Raw genomic sequence first — 15,192 nt, 5'->3', positions numbered from 1 at the left:
CATCCGGAAGATCCGTCCCCTCGGGGAACGGACCGCCGAAGCCGACGGTGAACCGTCTCGCGGCCCGTCGCGCACTGCCTCCCATCCGGACTTTCACCGTCGGTCCAGGAGTTTCACCTGGTCAACCGACCGCTGGCGGCGATCGGGTCGCGGACTGTAACCGCCGGTTCGGACTTTCACCGACCCCGGAGTGCGCTGACGTCACTGGTTCTGCGTCCAGTCTGCCACGGGGCGCCCGGGGCCATACCGGCGGGCCGCTGTGGCCTGACTCACAGCAGCGGTCGCCGGACGGAGGGTCACCGCGCGCGCCGGGCACCGACTCGCCGCGCACGCCCGGCAGTTGGGCACTGTGGAACGCTGTCCGCACCCCATGACGGCCCGTACCGGCCGCCCCGTACCGAGCGACGGAGAGCACGCGTGCAGCGCACCCCCGGCACCGACCGCCCCACGCACCTCACGCGGGTGCCCTCGGGGCCCGTGGAGTACCGGCTCGACCGGCGCGGCCCCGGCACGGTGCTGATCCTGCACGGCGGGCACATGCGGGCCGGAATCGCCGTGGGCGAGCGGGAGTTGGCGGCCGCCGGGCACACCGTCCTGGCCCCCTCCCGGCCCGGTTACGGGCGCACGCCGGTGTCCACCGGGCCGTCGCCCGAGCGGTTCGCGGCGGCGACGGAGGAGCTGTGCGCGCGGCTCGGCGTCCGCAGGCTCGACGCGGTGATCGGGATCTCCGGGGGCGGGCCGACGGCGGTGGCCCTGGCGGCGCGCAGCCCCCGGCTCGTGCGCCGGCTCGTGCTGGAGAGCGCCGTCGGCCCGCTGCCCTGGCCGGACCTGCGCACCAGGGCGGCCGGGCGGCTGCTGTTCCACCCCCGCACCGAGGCGCTGACCTGGGGCGCCACACACGCGCTCGTACGCCGCCGCCCCGGATTCGGGCTGCGGCTCCTGCTGGGCGGCCTGACCACCCGGCCGGTGGGCGAGGTCCTCGCGGAGCTGGACGCGGCGGACCGTGAGCAACTCGCCGCGCTGCTGGGGCGGATGCGCTCCGGCGCCGGGTTCGCGACCGACCTGCGGTACCTCGCCGGGGGCGCGCAGCCGCTGCTCGCCGAGGTCCGCGTGCCCGCGCTGGTGGTCGCGGGCCGCGCGGACGGCGCCGTCCCGTTCGCCCACGCCGAGGCGCTGGCCGCCGCGCTCCCCCGGGCCCGTCTCCTGGTCAGCGAGGCGGGCAGCCACCTCCTCCGGTTCGGCCGCGACGCGGCCCGCACCGGAGCGGAGACCGCCCGCTTCGTCACGGGCGGGGACTGAACCGGACGGCCCTCCGTGGCCTGGCACACTTCCGGTCAATTCACCTGCCCCGCACGGGGGTTGACACCTAGCCTGCCGCCGAGGGCGCGCCCGTCCGGGGCGCCGGAGGAGGGCACTGTGCGCAACGAGGACCGGCCTGTCGAGAGCCACACCAACAGCGTGGCCGACGGCCACTACTACGGCCCTGTCGTCCAGGCCCGCAACGTGCAGATCAACCACTACGACCGCGACCGCGACGAGGACGAGCGCGACCCGGTCCTCCCGGCGGTGCGGCGGGAGCCCGGCTCCTGCCTCGCCGATCTGGTGGTGGACGGCGACCCGCCCCGGCTCATGACGCCCAGCGGCACGCTCTACGTCGTCACCCTCCAGGCCCGCACCCGGCGCGCGGTGGTGCTGCACGGCGCCCGCGCGGTCGTGGTCTCCCGCCGTTCACCGCGCCCGGCCTGCCTCACGCCCCGGCTCGGCCGGGCGATCGTGCCCCGGTACTTCCGCACCGACCTGGACGCCGACCCGCCTCGACTGCACGCGGAGGGCACCGACTTCCCGTTCCAGATCAGCGAGACGGACGTCGAGCAGTTCCGCTTCGAGGTGGTCACCAGCCGCGACGAGGTCGCCTGGCGGCTGGAGCTCGACTGGGCCTGCGGCATCCACGAGGGCACCCTCGTCCTCGACGACAACGGCGCCCCGTTCGAGGCGTACCCGGTGCCCGCGCTCTTCGACGGCCGGTCCCCGTCCGCCCTCAGCTCCGGCTGCGGCTTCGGCGGCCACCAGCCCGGCTGCCCGGCCCTCCGCGTCGAGAAGCCCGCGCCGGAACGACACCCCGCGCCCCCGGTCACGGGCGGGGACGGCGGCCGCGAGGAGCTGCTCCGCACCGTCCTGGAGCTGGACGCCGCACTGCGGCCCGCCGACCCCGACCAGCCGGAATCGTGGCCCGGATACGCCCGGCTCTCCGGCCCCGTCCGGATGCTGCTCGGCCGCGCCGACTTTCCCGGGGACGCGCCCGAGCCGTTCCGCGCGCTGCTCCTCCGCTTCGTGCGCCACCTGTTCGTCACGGGGCAGCAGCGGCTCGGCGTGACCCTCGCGCGCCCCGCACTCCGCCGGTGGACCGAGACCCTCGGCGAGGACCATCCGCACACCCTCGCCCTGACGAACCGGCTCGCCGGGTGCCTGCTCGCCGACGGCGCGGCCGGGCAGGCGCGGGAGCTGTGGGAGGACCTCGTGCCGCGGACGGCCCGGGTCCTCGGCGAGGACCACCCGGACACCCTGACCGCGGGCGGCAACCTCGCCGCCTGCCTGATGGAGCTCGGCGCGTACGAACAGGCCAGGGAGGCGCACACGGAGACGCTGCGGCGCAGCACCCGCGCACTCGGCCCCGACCACCCGGCCACCCTGCGCACCGCGGGCAACCTCGCGCTCGGCATGCGGATGCTGGGGGACCACGAGGCGGCACGGGCCCTCGGCGAGGACACCCTGCGGCGGTACCGGGCGACGCTCGGGGACGACCATCCGGACACCCTGGCCGAGGCCGGCTCGCTCGCCTCCTCCCTGGCGCAGCTGGGCGAGCGCGAGGCCGCCCGGATGCTGCGCGAGGACACCCTGCGGCGCCGCCGGCGGGTGCTGGGCGAGGACCACCCGGACACCCGGCGCTCCCGGGCAGGCGGCGACGGGCGCCCCTAGCCCTCCCGCTCCCCCGTCACCGGGCAGTCGCAGCCGCACGGGGGCGGCCCGCCGCTCGTGGGCGCCGCGGGGCCGAGGAGGGCGGTGATGCCGTGGCTCAGGTGGGTGTGGAGGGTGTCCTCGGAGGCGGAGTCGAGGGCGGGGGTGCGGAACGCCTTGCGCAGCAGGCTCGTTCCGAGCAGCCAGGCGGCGAGCAGTTCGGCGCGTATCTCCGCGTCGGGCCCGTCCAGCCGGGCCGCGAATTTGGCCGAGAAGACCTCCGCCACCTCGTCACGCAGACGCGCGAGCGTCTCCTCGCGGCCGGAGGAGCGCAGGGCGGACAGGACGGGGTGCGGGATCTCGTCATCCGGCGGGCCGCTGGAGACGAAGTCGCACATCCAGGCGGCCACTTCGTCCAGCGGGGTCTCCAGCAGCGGCCCGAAGAGCGCGGCGCTGTCCTCGGAGACGGACGTGAACAGCGCCTCCTTGGAGCCGAAGTAGCGGTAGACCAGGGCCGCGTCCACCCCCGCGTCCCTGGCGATGTCGCGGATGCTGGCGCCGTCGTAGCCGTACCGGCCGAAGCGCAGCGCGGCGGCGGCGAGCAGCGCGGAGCGGGTCCCGGAGGCGGTGCGCCTCCGGCCGCCGCGCGCCGGGCGCGCCTCGTCGGCACGTTCCGGACCGGCCCCGTGATGCGGGCCCTGACCTGCGGTTTCCTGTGTCTTCGGTGCGTCCACTTCGGTACCTCTGCCTCCGCCGGCTGATCTTCGTTCGAACAGCACATCGTCCAGCTTCACGAGACTGTCCGGAAGTCACCGTTCGTTGTCATCGACCGTTGACCAACTCACCGTGCCGTGGCTTATGTTCGTGGAGTACGGCGTTCGTGTGAACGATCGTCGGCGAACCGTTCCCCAGGGACCGTGGCGCCGTCAACGCCCGCCCGCACGGCAGGAGATGGGGCTCAACCATGCGCGAAGGACACATAGCCGTCGTCGGCACCGGCTACGTGGGACTGACCACGGGCGCCGCCCTGGCCTCCCTCGGACACCGCGTGGTGTGCGCCGACGCCGACCCGCACAAGGTCGCGCGGCTGCGCCGGGCCGAGGTCGACATCCTCGAACCCGGCCTGCCCGGACTCGTCCGCGAGGGGCTCGACTCGGGGCTGCTGGAATTCGGCCAGGACACCCCCGCCGCCGTCACCGGCGCCGGCGTGGTGTTCCTCTGCCTGCCCACGCCGATGGGCGCCGGCGGTGCCGCCGACCTGGCCGCCGTCGAGGCCGTCGCCGCGGAGATCCGCGCGGTGCTGCCGGCCGGCTGCGCCGTGGTCAACAAGTCCACCGTCCCGGTGGGCACGTCGGAACGCGTCGCGGCGCTGATCGGCCGCCCGGACGTGCACGTCGTCAGCAACCCCGAGTTCCTGCGCGAGGGCCACGCGGTGCACGACTTCCTGCACCCCGACCGCGTCGTCGTCGGCGCCGCCGACCGGGAGGCGGGCCGCCGCGTGGCCGAGCTGTACGCGCCGCTCGGCGCCCCGCTGGTGCTCACCGACCCGGCCAGCGCCGAACTCACCAAGTACGCCGCGAACTTCTTCCTCGCCATGAAGCTGTCCTTCGCCAACAACCTCGCCGCCGTCTGCGAACGCTTCGGCGCCGACATCGGCGACGTCACGACGGGCCTCGGGCACGACCCCCGCGTCGGCGCGGCCTTCCTCCAGCCAGGACCCGGCTGGGGCGGCTCCTGCCTGCCCAAGGACACCCACGCGCTGCTCAGCATCTGCGAACAGGCCGGCGTCGAGTTCCCGCTGCTGCGGGCCACGATCGAGACGAACGTCGAACACCAGCGGCAGCTCGTCGACCGCGTCGCCGCCGGCTGCGCGGGCCCCGACGGCACGCTGCGCGGCGTGCGGCTGGCGCTGCTCGGGCTCGCCTTCAAGGCCGGCACCTCCGACCTGCGGGACTCCCCCGCCCTGGCCATCGCCCGCGCCCTGCGCGCACGCGGCGCCGAGCTGTACGCCTACGACCCGGCGCTGTGCGAGACCCGCCCGGACCTCAGCGATCTGCTCACCCTCACCGACGACCCGGCCGAGGCCGTCACCGGCGCCGCCGCCTGCCTGGTGCTCACCGAGTGGCCCGAGTTCCGCGAGCTGGACTGGACGCGGCTCGCCGGGCTGCTCGACGGACGGCTCGTCCACGACTTCCGGAACATCCTGGACCCGGCCCGCCTGGAGGCGGCCGGCCTGAGCTGGCAGGGCATCGGCCGCACGGCCGCCCTGACCACCTGAACCCCCTCCCCGGCCCGCATTCTCGGGGCCCGGTTCCCCGCGCCGCCGGACGCAGAACGCACGGCGGCTCCGCACCCAGCCAGGACCGAACAGAAAGGCCCTCACATGCGGGTTCTGTGCACCACCATCGGCAGCCCCTCGCACGGGCGTGCCCAACTGCCGCTGCTCCGCGCCCTGTCCGCCGCCGGACACGAGGTGCGGGTGGCCACCACCTCCCACATCGCCCCCCTCTTCGCGGACGACGACCTGACCGTGGACGCCGTCTTCCCCGAGTTCAACGCGCGCACCATCCTGGAGCGGGCCGACGGCCTCACCAGGGCCGACCTCCCGGAGGACCCCGCCGAGCTGACGCAGTTCATGGTCAAGCTCATGGCCGGCGGGCTGTCCGGCTCCCTGGCCCGGTCCATGCACGAGATCCTGCTGCCGCTCGTGGAGGAGTTCCGTCCCTCCCTGATGCTGCGCGACGGCATGGACCTGAGCACCTGCCTGATCGGCGAACGGCTCGGCATCCCGCACCTGCCCACCCCGTCCGGCCTGGTCAACTCCTTCGACCCGGCGCTCTTCGTGCCCGGCCTCACCACCCTGCGCAAGGAACTGGGCCTCCCCGCCGACGACGATCCGCTGTCGGTGGTGGCGCACGGCCGCGTGGACTACGTCCCGGACGCGTACTCCTTCGCCCTGCACGTGCCGCCGTCCCTCTCGTACCGGCAGACGGTGAACGTCGAGCGCAGCTCCGTCCTGCCCCGCTGGGTCGCCGAACTGCCCACCGACCGCCCGCTGGTGTTCGCCGCCCTCGGCACCGCGCTGCCGATGATGCACACGCAGATGGAGCAGCGCGAGAAGGACGACTGGTACCCGTTCCCCCAGCCCGATCCCGCCGCCACCCTGCAGAGCATCGTCCGAACCGGCGGCCTGCTGGAGGAGTGCGAGGTGATCGTCGCCACCGGCGGGGTGCCGGTCGACGGGAGCGGGCTGCCGCCGCACGTCCACCTCACCGAGCGGCTGCCGCAGCCGCTGCTGCTGGAGGCGGCGGACGTGTTCCTCACCCACGGCGGCTTCAACAGCGTCCGCGAATCGCTGCGCACCGGCACGCCGATCGCCGTCCTGCCGCAGTTCGGGGACCAGCACCCGAACGCGCAGCGCGCGACGGAGCTCGGCATCGGCCGCGAGATCACCGACCGTTCGCCCGAGGGCGCCGCCGCCGTCATCCGCGGCCTGCTCGCGGACGACGGTGTCGCGGCCGCCGCCCGGCGCGCCCGGCTGGCGATGCTGGCGCTCCCCGAGGTCGACAGCGCCGTCGCGGACCTGGAGAAGCTGGCCGGCTGAGCCCCCGCGCGGGCTCCGCCCCGGCGGGGCCCGCGCAGCCGCGGCCCGAGACCGACCACCAAGGAAGCAACCACGTGACGTCCTCCCCCGCGTCCGGCGCCCCCTCCCGCGACGAGCCCCCGCCCGACTCCGCGGAGCCGGGCGCGCCCGCGCGGCTGTCGCACCGCGAGGTCGTCGTCGTCCTCTCCGGTCTCGTGCTGGGCATGTTCCTCGGCGCGCTGGACCAGACGGTCGTCTCCGCGGCGCTGCGCACCATCGCCGACGACCTGAACGGGCTGACGGCGCAGGCCTGGGTGACCACCGCGTACCTGGTCACCGGCACCATCGCCACCCCGCTGTACGGGAAGCTGTCCGACATCCACGGCCGCCGCCGGGTCTACCTGGCCGCGATCGTGCTGTTCACGCTCGGCTCGCTGCTGTGCGGCTTCGCCGGCTCGATCCACCAGCTGGCCGCGTTCCGCGCGGTGCAGGGGCTGGGCGGCGGCGGGCTGATGTCGCTGGCCATGACGGTCATCGCGGACATCACCTCGCCCCGCGAACGCGGCCGCTACCAGGGCTGGTTCATGGCCGTCTTCGGTGGCGCGAGCATCGTCGGCCCGGTGGTGGGCGGCGTCTTCGCCGGGTACGACTCGCTGCTCGGCCTCGACGGCTGGCGGTGGATCTTCCTGGTGAACGTGCCGCTCGCCGCCGTGGCGCTGGCCGTCATCACCCGCGTCCTGCGCCGCGTCCCGCACACGCCCGTGCGGCACCGGCTGGACTGGGGAGGGGCCGCGGCGCTCACCGTCGGCGTCGTCCCGCTCCTCACCGTGGCCGAGCAGGGCCGCGCCTGGGGCTGGACGTCACCGCTCGCGCTCGGCATGTACGCGGTGGGCGCGGCGGGGCTGGTGGTGTTCGTCCTCGTCGAGCGGCGCATGGGAGAGGCGGCGCTGCTGCCGCTGCGGCTGTTCCGGATACGCAGCTTCCGCCTGGGGACGGTGCTCCATTTCACCGTCGGCATCGGCATGTTCGGCGCCATGACGACCCTGCCGCTCTACCTCCAACTGGTGCGGGGCCTGAGCCCGATGGCCGCCGGTCTGGCGATGCTGCCCACCATGGCGGCGAACGTCGCGGTCACGCTGACCGTCGGACGGCTGATGTCCCGCACGGGGAACGTCAAGGTCCACATGGTGACGGGCATCGGCTGCTTCACCCTGGCCATGGTGGTGTACGCGACGCTGGGCGTGGACAGCCCGCTGTGGCAGGTCGCCCTCGGCATGCTGTTCATGGGGGCCGGGCTCGGCGCGTCCATGCAGACGATGACGACGCTGGCCCAGTCCGAGGTACCCCGCACGGACATGGGCGCGGCCACCGCCTCCGTCAACTTCTTCCGCTCCAACGGCGGGACGGTCGGCGCCGCCGCGTTCCTCTCCGTCCTCTTCTCGCTGGCCGGTTCCCGGATCGCGGAGCGGCTGGCCGGTGCGTTCCGGGAGCCGTCGGTGCGGCAGCTGGCCGAACAGCCGGAGAACGCCGAGGTGTTGAAGGGCGTGCTGCGCCCGGACGGCTCCCTCGACCTGGAGGACTCGGCGTTCCTGCACACCCTCGACCCGCGCCTGGCCCGCCCGTTCCTGGAGGGCTATGTGGGCGCGATGCAGGCCGTGTTCCTCGTCGGGGCCGCCGTGCTGCTGCTGGCGTTCGTCATCGCCGCCTGGCGCGTGCCGAATCTGAAGCTGTCCGACGAGTGAGCGTGCTCAGTCCGCCTTGCCGTGGCCGTCCGGCCCCTTGTCCTTCGGGTCGTAGCCGGCGGTGCCGCCGTCCAGCAGGGGCTGCTGCCGGGTGCCGGCGGCGTGGGAGAGCCAGCGCAGGGCGTGGTAGCCGGTGAGGACGATGAGCGTGCCGAGCGCGATGCCGCTGAGCTCGAAGGTCTCGGTGAACTTCAGGGACACGTCCCCGACCCCGATGATGATCCCGGCGGCGGCCGGTACGAGGTTGAGCGGCTGCGCGAAATCGACCTCGTTCCGGATCCAGATCTGCGCGCCGAGCAGGCCGATCATGCCGTACAGGATCACCGTGATCCCGCCGAGCACCCCGCCGGGGATGGCGGCCACCACGGCACCGACCTTCGGGCACAGCCCGAAGAGCAGCGCGAACCCGGCGGCGGCCCAGTAGGCGGCGGTGGAGTAGACGCGGGTGGCGGCCATGACGCCGATGTTCTCCGCGTACGTGGTGGTGGCCGGGCCGCCCACCGCCGTGGAGAGCATGGACGCGGCACCGTCCGCCATGATCGCGGTGCCCATCTTGTCGTCGAGCGGGTCGCCGGTCATCTCGCCGACGGCCTTGACGTGACCGGCGTTCTCCGCGATGAGCGCCACCAGGACGGGCAGCGCGACGAGGATCGCCGAGGTGGAGAACTCGGGCGCGTGGAAGGACGGGAGGCCGATCCAGTCGGCCTGCGCGACGGCGGAGAAGTCGAGCCGCCAGTGGTCGGTGACCTTGCCCGAGCCGTCCACCGAGTGGATCTGTCCGAGGCTCAGGTCGAGCACCCAGGACAGCACGTAGCCGAAGAGCAGCCCGAGGAAGATCGCGATCCGGGACCAGAAGCCCCGCAGCACCACCAGCGCGAGCCCGGTGAAGAGCATGGTGGCCAGCGCCGTCCACTGGTCCTGCGGCCAGTAGGTGGAGGCCGTGACGGGGGCGAGGTTGAAGCCGATGAGCATCACCACGGCACCGGTGACCGCGGGCGGCAGCACCGCGTGGATCACCCGGGCGCCCAGGACGTGGATGGCGAGCCCGCACCCGGCGAGGCAGGCGCCGACGACGAACAGCGCGCCGGTCAGCGTCCCCGCGTCGCCGCCCTGGCCCGCGATGACCGCGGAGACGCCGACGAAGGAGAGCGAGGAGCCCAGATAGCTGGGCACCCGTCCGCGGGTCAGCAGCAGGAAGAGCACGGTGGCCACGCCGGAGGCCATCAGCGCCAGGCCCGGGTCGAGACCCATGAGGACGGGTGCGACGAAACACGCGCCGATCATGGAGACGACGTGCTGGGCGCCGAGCCCGGCCGTCCGCCCCCAGCTCAGCCGCTCGTCCGGCCGGACCACCTCACCGGGCCGGAGATGCTTCCCGTCCCCGTGCACCTTCCAACCGACGCCTGCCATGACCACACTCCACGTTGCCGTGCCCTGCACACCGCGCAGAGTCGGACGATTCATAGTTGACGTGTCCAGCAAAAGACAAACCGAGTGGCCTTCACGGAACGCGCGCGGGGCGGACGCGGAGAGCCGGACACCTGTGCGGTCACCGGCGGCGGGTGCCCCCGGGCCGGGCCGCCGCCGGTGCTCCCGTCCCCCGTCCGGGGGCTGTCGGGGCGGCGCGCGGCCCCGGCCGCGGCGCGGGTGCCACCCTGCCGGGATGACAGCCGTGGAGCGGACGCCGGCGCACGGCGCGGCGAGCCTGGACCTGGTCCTGCAACGGATGCGGACCGCCGGCACCCGGCTGCCACCGGGCGACGGCGTCGCCGCCTTCCACCACGTGTACCTGCCGGCCGCCGAGGAGTGGGCCGCGCGTCTCGGCCCCGGCCGGTCCGCCGACCGCGCGCTGGCCGCCGAACTCCTCGCCCGCCTCACCGGCCGCTACCTGGACGCGGTGGACGCCGAACGGGCCGGGCGGCGCCCGCCCGCCTGCTGGCGCCCGCTGTTCCAGCTGCGCCGCCACCCCTCCGTCCACGTCCTGCAGTTCGCGCTCTCCGGCATCAACGCGCACACCGGGCACGACCTGCCGCTCGCCCTCGCCGGCACCTGCCGGGCCCGGCGGCTGGAACCCGAGGCGCTGGAGGGCGGCTTCGACCTCGTCGGGGAGCTGCTGACGGGCCTGGAGGAGCGCATCCGCGAGGACCTGATGCCAGGACCCGACCTGCTGGACGTCGCCGACCCGCTGACGCACCTGCTCGGCTCGTGGAGCCTGGAGATGGCGCGCGCCGGGGCGTGGGCGGCGTTCCGCGCGCTGTGGGGGCTGCGTGAACTGCCCGGCCTGGCCGAGGAGTTCACCGAACGCCTCGACGGCACCCTCGGCCTGGCGGGCCGCTGCCTCCTCACCCCGCTCCCGGACTGACACCCGTTGCCCCCGCGGCACGGATCGCCTAGGCAGGTGCCAGGCCCGTGCGACGGCGCGCGGGCGGAACGTCGGAGGGACGACGAGATGGCTCTGCGACTCGGTCTCGGGCTGCCCCAGATGCGGCAGTACGAGCTCACCCGCGACGTGACGGCGGTGGCACGCGCCGCCGAGCACGCGGGATACGACAGCGTGTGGGTGTTCGAGCGGACGCTCTTCCCCGTGCACCCCCGGGACGGGATGTACGGCGTACCGGGCCTGGCCTGGGGCGACTTCTACCGGGACTGCGCCGACCCGCTGGTGACGCTGACCCTGGCGGCGGCCGTCACCGAGCGGGTGCGGCTGGGCACCAGCGTGCTGATCGCACCACTGCACCACCCGTACGAACTGGCCCGCTCCCTCGCCACGCTGGACGCGGCGAGCGGCGGGCGGCTGGTCGCCGGGTTCGGCACGGGCTGGTCCAGCGACGAATACACGGCGGCGGGCGCGGACTTCGGCACCCGCGGCGCCGCGCTGGAGGAGACCCTCGACGTGTGCGAGGCGGTGTGGGGCCCGGACCCGGTGGCGTACGAGGGCCGGAGCGTCACCGTTCCCCCCGCGTACGCGGGCCCCAAACCGCACGCCGGGCCACCGCCCGTGCTGCTCGCCGGGAGCGCGGGCCGCGCGCTGGACCGGGTCGCCCGCCGCGCCGACGGCTTCCTGCCCGCCTTCGTGCCGCACCCGGTCCTCGCCGGACGGTGGGCGCGGGTACGGGAACTCGCCGAGTCCTACGGGCGGGACCCGGACCGGCTCACCCTCGTCCAGCGCTGCGCGGTCCGGCTGACGGACAAACCCGTCGACGGGGAACGGGCGCTGCACGAGGGCAGCGTGGAGCAGATCGTCGAGGACCTCGCCCAGGGCGTCGCCGCCGGGGTCGACGAGGCGCTGCTCGACTTCCAGTCGGCGGCGCGGGACGCGGCGGAGCTGACGGACGCGGCGCGGCTCCTCGCCCCGGCCGTCCGTGAGGCGGGCCTGTGAGGTGACCGGCAGGGGCGGGAGCCGGCCGGGCGCTCCCGCCCCCCGTGCCGCCGAAGTCCCCTCAGTCCTCCGGGAGTTCGACCGGCGCGAGCTCCTCGTAGCGGTCGCCGGGCCCCGGGTTGACCGGGTCGGTGGAGCCGCCGAGATGGTGCATGACGCCCCACACCGCGTTCAGCGCGGTCTGCACCGCGCCCTCGGCCCAGCCCGCCGTCCAGGAGATGTCGTCCCCCGCGAGGAACAGGCCGCGCCGGTCCTCGGGCAGCGTGTCCTGCATGAAGTGGGTGAACAGCCGCCGCTGGTACCGGTAGTGGCCCGGCAGGTTCGCCTTGAACGCGCCGGTGAACCACGGCTCGCTCTCCCAGGACACGGTGACCGGGCTGCCGATGATGTGCGAACGGATGTCGGCCTTCGGATAGATCTCGCCGAGGGAGCGCAGCATCACCTCCATCCGCTCGTTCGCGTCCAGCGGCAGCCACTTGATGCTGTCGTCGCACCAGGTGTACGAGAGGCAGATGACGGCCGGCTTGTCCGGGCCGTCGTCGAGGAGGTACGTGCCGCGTGTCATCCGGTCGGTGAGCGTCATGCTCATCACGTCACGGCCGGTCGCATTCCCTTCGTCGTCGACGGCACTGTCCAGCCAGAACGGCCGGTCCACCGGCACGAACAGCTTGGAGGACTCCATGTAGTGCGTGCGCTCGACGGCCGTCCAGTGGTCGGCGGGCAGCAGCGCCTCGTCGCAGTCGATCTGGTTGAGCAGCATCCACGACTGGGCGGTGAACACGGCCGCCGGGTAGGTGCGTATCGCGCCGTCGGCGTCGGTGACGGTCAGCCGGTTGCCCGCCGTGCGGTACAGCCGGGTGACGGCGGGACGGTGCCGGCCCTCCTCGTGCAGGGACTTCAGGGAGGTGCCCTGCGGCCAGTGGGTGAGCTTGTCCGGCGCGTGCTCCCACAGCCGCAGGGGCAGCTGCTCGCTGCCGCCGACGATGCTCTCGTGGTCGTCGTCCGCGCCGGTGTAGACGACGCGGAGGATCTCCAGGATGGAGTTGGGGAAGTCGGTGTCCCAGCCGCCGGTGCCGAAACCGACCTGGCCGAAGATCTCCCGGTGCCGGAAGGACGCGAAGGACGGGGCGGCGCACAGGAAGCCGTAGAAGGTCTGGTCGTCGAGCTGTTCCACCAGCCGGGACCAGATCTCCCGGATCTTCGGCACGTCCCGCTCGCGCAGCGCCCGCTGCATCGCGGAGAAGTCGGCACCGTCCTCCAGGCAGGCGTTCCAGGCCTCCATCACCTCGTGGAAGACCGGCGGCAGGTCGTCCAGGGTGCGGGCGTAGTGCGACTTCCCCTTGAGGTCGACGACCGTCGAAGGCGTCGTCGGGGCAAGGGGGTTGGGGAACGGCTCGGTCTCCAGCCCCGCCAGGTCCACGTAGTGCCGGAAGGCGGTCGAGGACGGCGGGAAACGCATGGCGCCCATCTCGGCCGTCAGGCCCTCGGCGTCCCCGCAGCCCTCGAACCGCGCGGTGCGCAGCCGCCCGCCGATCCGGTCCGCCTCGTACACGACGGGCCGCAGGCCCATCTTCATCAGCTCGTACGCGGCGACGATGCCGGAGAGGCCGCCGCCGATGACGGCGACCTCCGTGCCGTGCGCGGTCGCCGGCACGGAGCCGAGGCCCGCCGGGTGGGCCAGGAAGTCGTCGTAGCCGAACGGGAAGTCGGGGCCCGCCATCGTCAGCGGCGGAAGTTCCGCTTCCGCCGCGGGCTGCGCGGACTGCGACGGCTGCTCGGGGTGGGCGGCCGTGGGCACCGTGGAGGTCATCGGGGTGCGCTTTCTCCTTGAGCGGGCGTACAGGGGGTGGTGGCGCGGTTCAGGCGGAGTACAACTCGGGCCGCCGGTCGGCCAGATACGGACTCGCGGCACGGGCCCGGCGGACCCGCTCCGGATCGGCGTCCGCGACCAGCAGCTCCTCGCCGCCGCCCGCGCGGACCGTGACGGTGCCGTCCGGCGCGGCCAGACAGCTGCGCCCGGCGAACTCGTCACCGCCCTCGCGCCCCTGCCGGTTGACGTACGCGATGTACATCCCGTTCTCCCAGGCACGGACCGGCACCAGCGCGTCCGGCACGAACTCGAACGGGCGCATCAGCGCCGTCGGCACCGCCAGCAGCTGGGTGCCCGCCAGCGCGTGCGCGCGCACGGCCTCCGGGAACTCCACGTCGTAGCAGACCAGCAACCCGACCCGGACACCGTCCAGTTCGGCCTGCACCACCAGCCGGTCGCCCGGCGTGTAGTGCTCCGACTCGTAGCCGCCGTACAGGTGCGTCTTGCGGTACCCGGCGAGCGGCGACCCGTCGGGCCCGGTCAGCCGGACGGAGTTGTGCAGCGCACCGGTGCCCGGGTCGCGTTCGACGTACCCGTGCACGACGGCGATGCCGTGCCGTGCCGCGATCCGGGCGACGGCCTCGGAGCCGGGCCCGTCGGCGGGCTCGGCGTGCGCGGCCGGGTCGTCCAGCGCGTAGCCGGTCAGGGACAGTTCGGAGGTGACGAGCAGCCGGGCGCCGCCGGCCGCTGCGCGGCGGGCCGCGTCGTCGAGCACGGCGAGTCCGGCGGCACGGGAGCCGGGGACTCCGCCGGGGCCTTGGAAGAGGGCGGTGCGCAGCGGCGTCATGACGTCCTGGGGCTCCTTGCCGGGCGGGAGGGGAGGTCGAGCGGTCCGGTCGATCCGTTCTCGACGGTACGGGCGGCCCGAACAGCCCGACAAGATCCATCCGTTGCGCACCGACGCACCATTCGTTGCGTCCACACGGCCCACAGCGGCCGATCGTTGCGCCGCACCGGCGCCCCGGCGGCCCCTCCGGCGCACCCCGCGCACCCGCACCCGGCCCCGCGCCCCGCAACCGCCCGCCGGACGCGCGGCCCCCGCCCCCGGCGGATCGTTGCGCGGGGGCGCCGTCAGCGGGGCGGGTGCTCCGTGGAGCGGCGCAGCAGCGGCGAGAGGACGAGGACGGACTTGGTGCGCTCGACGAAGTGCTCGCCCGCCATCCGCTCCAGCACCCGCTCGAAGTGCCGCATGTCGGAGGCGAAGACCTGCACCACGGCGTCCGCGTCCCCCGTGACGGTCGAGGCGGCGGCCACCTCCGGATAGTGCGAGAGAGCGCGGCGGATGTCCTCGGGAGAGGTCCGGGAGCGGCAGTACATCTCGATGAAGCCCTCCGTCGTCCAGCCCAGCGCCGCCGGATCGACCCGCACCGTGAAGCCGGTGATCGCACCGTCCTCCCGGAGCCGGTCGACCCGGCGTTTGACGGCGGGCGCGGAGAGACCCACCTCGGCGCCTATGTCGGCGTAGGAGCGGCGGGCGTCCCCGGCGAGGGCGTGGACGATGCGGGCGTCGAGTTCGTTCAGGGCCACGGGGTCGGTTCGCTCTTCTGTGCTGCCGGCGGGGGACGCCCGCAGTAGACCACGCCGGCCCCCGCGCGCAGCAGGGGTCCACCCCCATCAGCAGCGCACGTCACAGCCCCACAGCCGGCGGAACACCACACGGCGC

General features: G+C 74.2%; 12 protein-coding genes and 1 riboswitch. Of the genes, 7 read left to right on the top strand and 5 right to left on the bottom strand.

The window, feature by feature from the left end; genetic code table 11:
* Window positions 1-67: 67 nt before the first annotated feature.
* Window positions 68-198, bottom strand: a riboswitch (FMN riboswitch).
* A gap of 219 nt (window positions 199-417) precedes the next feature.
* Together HCC30_RS26030 and HCC30_RS29250 are read left to right on the top strand one after the other, a co-directional pair.
* Complete coding sequence (locus HCC30_RS26030) at window positions 418-1,299, top strand: alpha/beta hydrolase (protein ID WP_169445246.1); 882 nt, start codon at window positions 418-420, stop codon at window positions 1,297-1,299.
* A gap of 117 nt (window positions 1,300-1,416) precedes the next feature.
* On the top strand, window positions 1,417-2,976 hold the full coding sequence (locus HCC30_RS29250) for a tetratricopeptide repeat protein (protein ID WP_169445245.1): 1,560 nt from the start codon (window positions 1,417-1,419) through the stop codon (window positions 2,974-2,976).
* On the opposite strand, the gene HCC30_RS26020 is transcribed toward HCC30_RS29250, so the two are convergent.
* Window positions 2,973-3,689: a TetR/AcrR family transcriptional regulator gene (locus tag HCC30_RS26020; protein ID WP_169445244.1), complete on the bottom strand. Its 717-nt coding sequence runs from the start codon at window positions 3,687-3,689 to the stop codon at window positions 2,973-2,975. The two genes, HCC30_RS29250 and HCC30_RS26020, sit on opposite strands and share 4 nt — an antisense overlap.
* Window positions 3,690-3,919: 230 nt before the next feature.
* Here HCC30_RS26020 and HCC30_RS26015 point away from each other — a divergent pair, with 230 nt between their 5' ends.
* The 3 genes from HCC30_RS26015 (at window position 3,920) to HCC30_RS26005 (ending at window position 8,280) form a co-directional block, all read left to right on the top strand.
* On the top strand, window positions 3,920-5,233 hold the full coding sequence (locus HCC30_RS26015) for a UDP-glucose/GDP-mannose dehydrogenase family protein (RefSeq protein WP_169445243.1): 1,314 nt from the start codon (window positions 3,920-3,922) through the stop codon (window positions 5,231-5,233).
* Window positions 5,234-5,338: 105 nt separating this feature from the next.
* A complete protein-coding gene (locus HCC30_RS26010) occupies window positions 5,339-6,559 on the top strand; it encodes a glycosyltransferase (RefSeq protein WP_169445242.1) in 1,221 nt (406 codons plus the stop codon).
* A 74-nt stretch (window positions 6,560-6,633) separates the two neighbouring features.
* Window positions 6,634-8,280, top strand: a complete 1,647-nt coding sequence (locus HCC30_RS26005) for an MDR family MFS transporter (protein WP_346776818.1) — start codon at window positions 6,634-6,636, stop codon at window positions 8,278-8,280.
* A gap of 6 nt (window positions 8,281-8,286) precedes the next feature.
* On the opposite strand, the gene HCC30_RS26000 is transcribed toward HCC30_RS26005, so the two are convergent.
* Entirely contained in the window at window positions 8,287-9,690 is a 1,404-nt protein-coding gene (locus tag HCC30_RS26000) for a solute carrier family 23 protein (RefSeq protein ID WP_169445241.1), read from the bottom strand.
* Window positions 9,691-9,943: 253 nt separating this feature from the next.
* Between HCC30_RS26000 and HCC30_RS25995 the strand changes: the two genes are divergently transcribed.
* Entirely contained in the window at window positions 9,944-10,642 is a 699-nt protein-coding gene (locus tag HCC30_RS25995; protein WP_169445240.1) for a DUF5995 family protein, read from the top strand.
* An 87-nt stretch (window positions 10,643-10,729) separates the two neighbouring features.
* Complete coding sequence (locus HCC30_RS25990) at window positions 10,730-11,659, top strand: LLM class F420-dependent oxidoreductase (RefSeq protein WP_169445239.1); 930 nt, start codon at window positions 10,730-10,732, stop codon at window positions 11,657-11,659.
* Between the two features lie 61 nt (window positions 11,660-11,720).
* On the opposite strand, the gene HCC30_RS25985 is transcribed toward HCC30_RS25990, so the two are convergent.
* The 3 genes from HCC30_RS25985 to HCC30_RS25975 form a co-directional block, all read right to left on the bottom strand.
* Window positions 11,721-13,379: an NAD(P)/FAD-dependent oxidoreductase gene (locus tag HCC30_RS25985; protein WP_240979907.1), complete on the bottom strand. Its 1,659-nt coding sequence runs from the start codon at window positions 13,377-13,379 to the stop codon at window positions 11,721-11,723.
* A gap of 139 nt (window positions 13,380-13,518) precedes the next feature.
* Window positions 13,519-14,316 (bottom strand): carbon-nitrogen hydrolase family protein, encoded by a 798-nt coding sequence (locus HCC30_RS25980; RefSeq protein WP_169445237.1) that lies wholly within the window; start codon window positions 14,314-14,316, stop codon window positions 13,519-13,521.
* Between the two features lie 284 nt (window positions 14,317-14,600).
* Window positions 14,601-15,056 (bottom strand): Lrp/AsnC family transcriptional regulator, encoded by a 456-nt coding sequence (locus HCC30_RS25975; protein WP_169445236.1) that lies wholly within the window; start codon window positions 15,054-15,056, stop codon window positions 14,601-14,603.
* Between the last annotated feature and the right edge of the window lie 136 nt (window positions 15,057-15,192).

It is taken from the genome of Streptomyces sp. HNM0574, from assembly GCF_012726235.1.
GTDB lineage: Bacteria > Actinomycetota > Actinomycetes > Streptomycetales > Streptomycetaceae > Streptomyces.
This window is presented reverse-complemented; position numbering and strand designations above follow the sequence as displayed.

Excerpts from the sequence above, each read along its gene's own strand:
- HCC30_RS26015 (WP_169445243.1), top strand. The coding sequence starts at position 3,920 with ATGCGCGAAGGACACATAGCCGTCGTCGGCACCGGCTACGTGGGACTG.
- HCC30_RS26010 (WP_169445242.1), top strand. The coding sequence starts at position 5,339 with ATGCGGGTTCTGTGCACCACCATCGGCAGCCCCTCGCACGGGCGTGCC.
- HCC30_RS26000 (WP_169445241.1), bottom strand. The coding sequence starts at position 9,690 with ATGGCAGGCGTCGGTTGGAAGGTGCACGGGGACGGGAAGCATCTCCGG.
- HCC30_RS25995 (WP_169445240.1), top strand. The coding sequence starts at position 9,944 with ATGACAGCCGTGGAGCGGACGCCGGCGCACGGCGCGGCGAGCCTGGAC.
- HCC30_RS25990 (WP_169445239.1), top strand. The coding sequence starts at position 10,730 with ATGGCTCTGCGACTCGGTCTCGGGCTGCCCCAGATGCGGCAGTACGAG.
- HCC30_RS25985 (WP_240979907.1), bottom strand. The coding sequence starts at position 13,379 with ATGGCGGGCCCCGACTTCCCGTTCGGCTACGACGACTTCCTGGCCCAC.
- HCC30_RS25980 (WP_169445237.1), bottom strand. The coding sequence starts at position 14,316 with ATGACGCCGCTGCGCACCGCCCTCTTCCAAGGCCCCGGCGGAGTCCCC.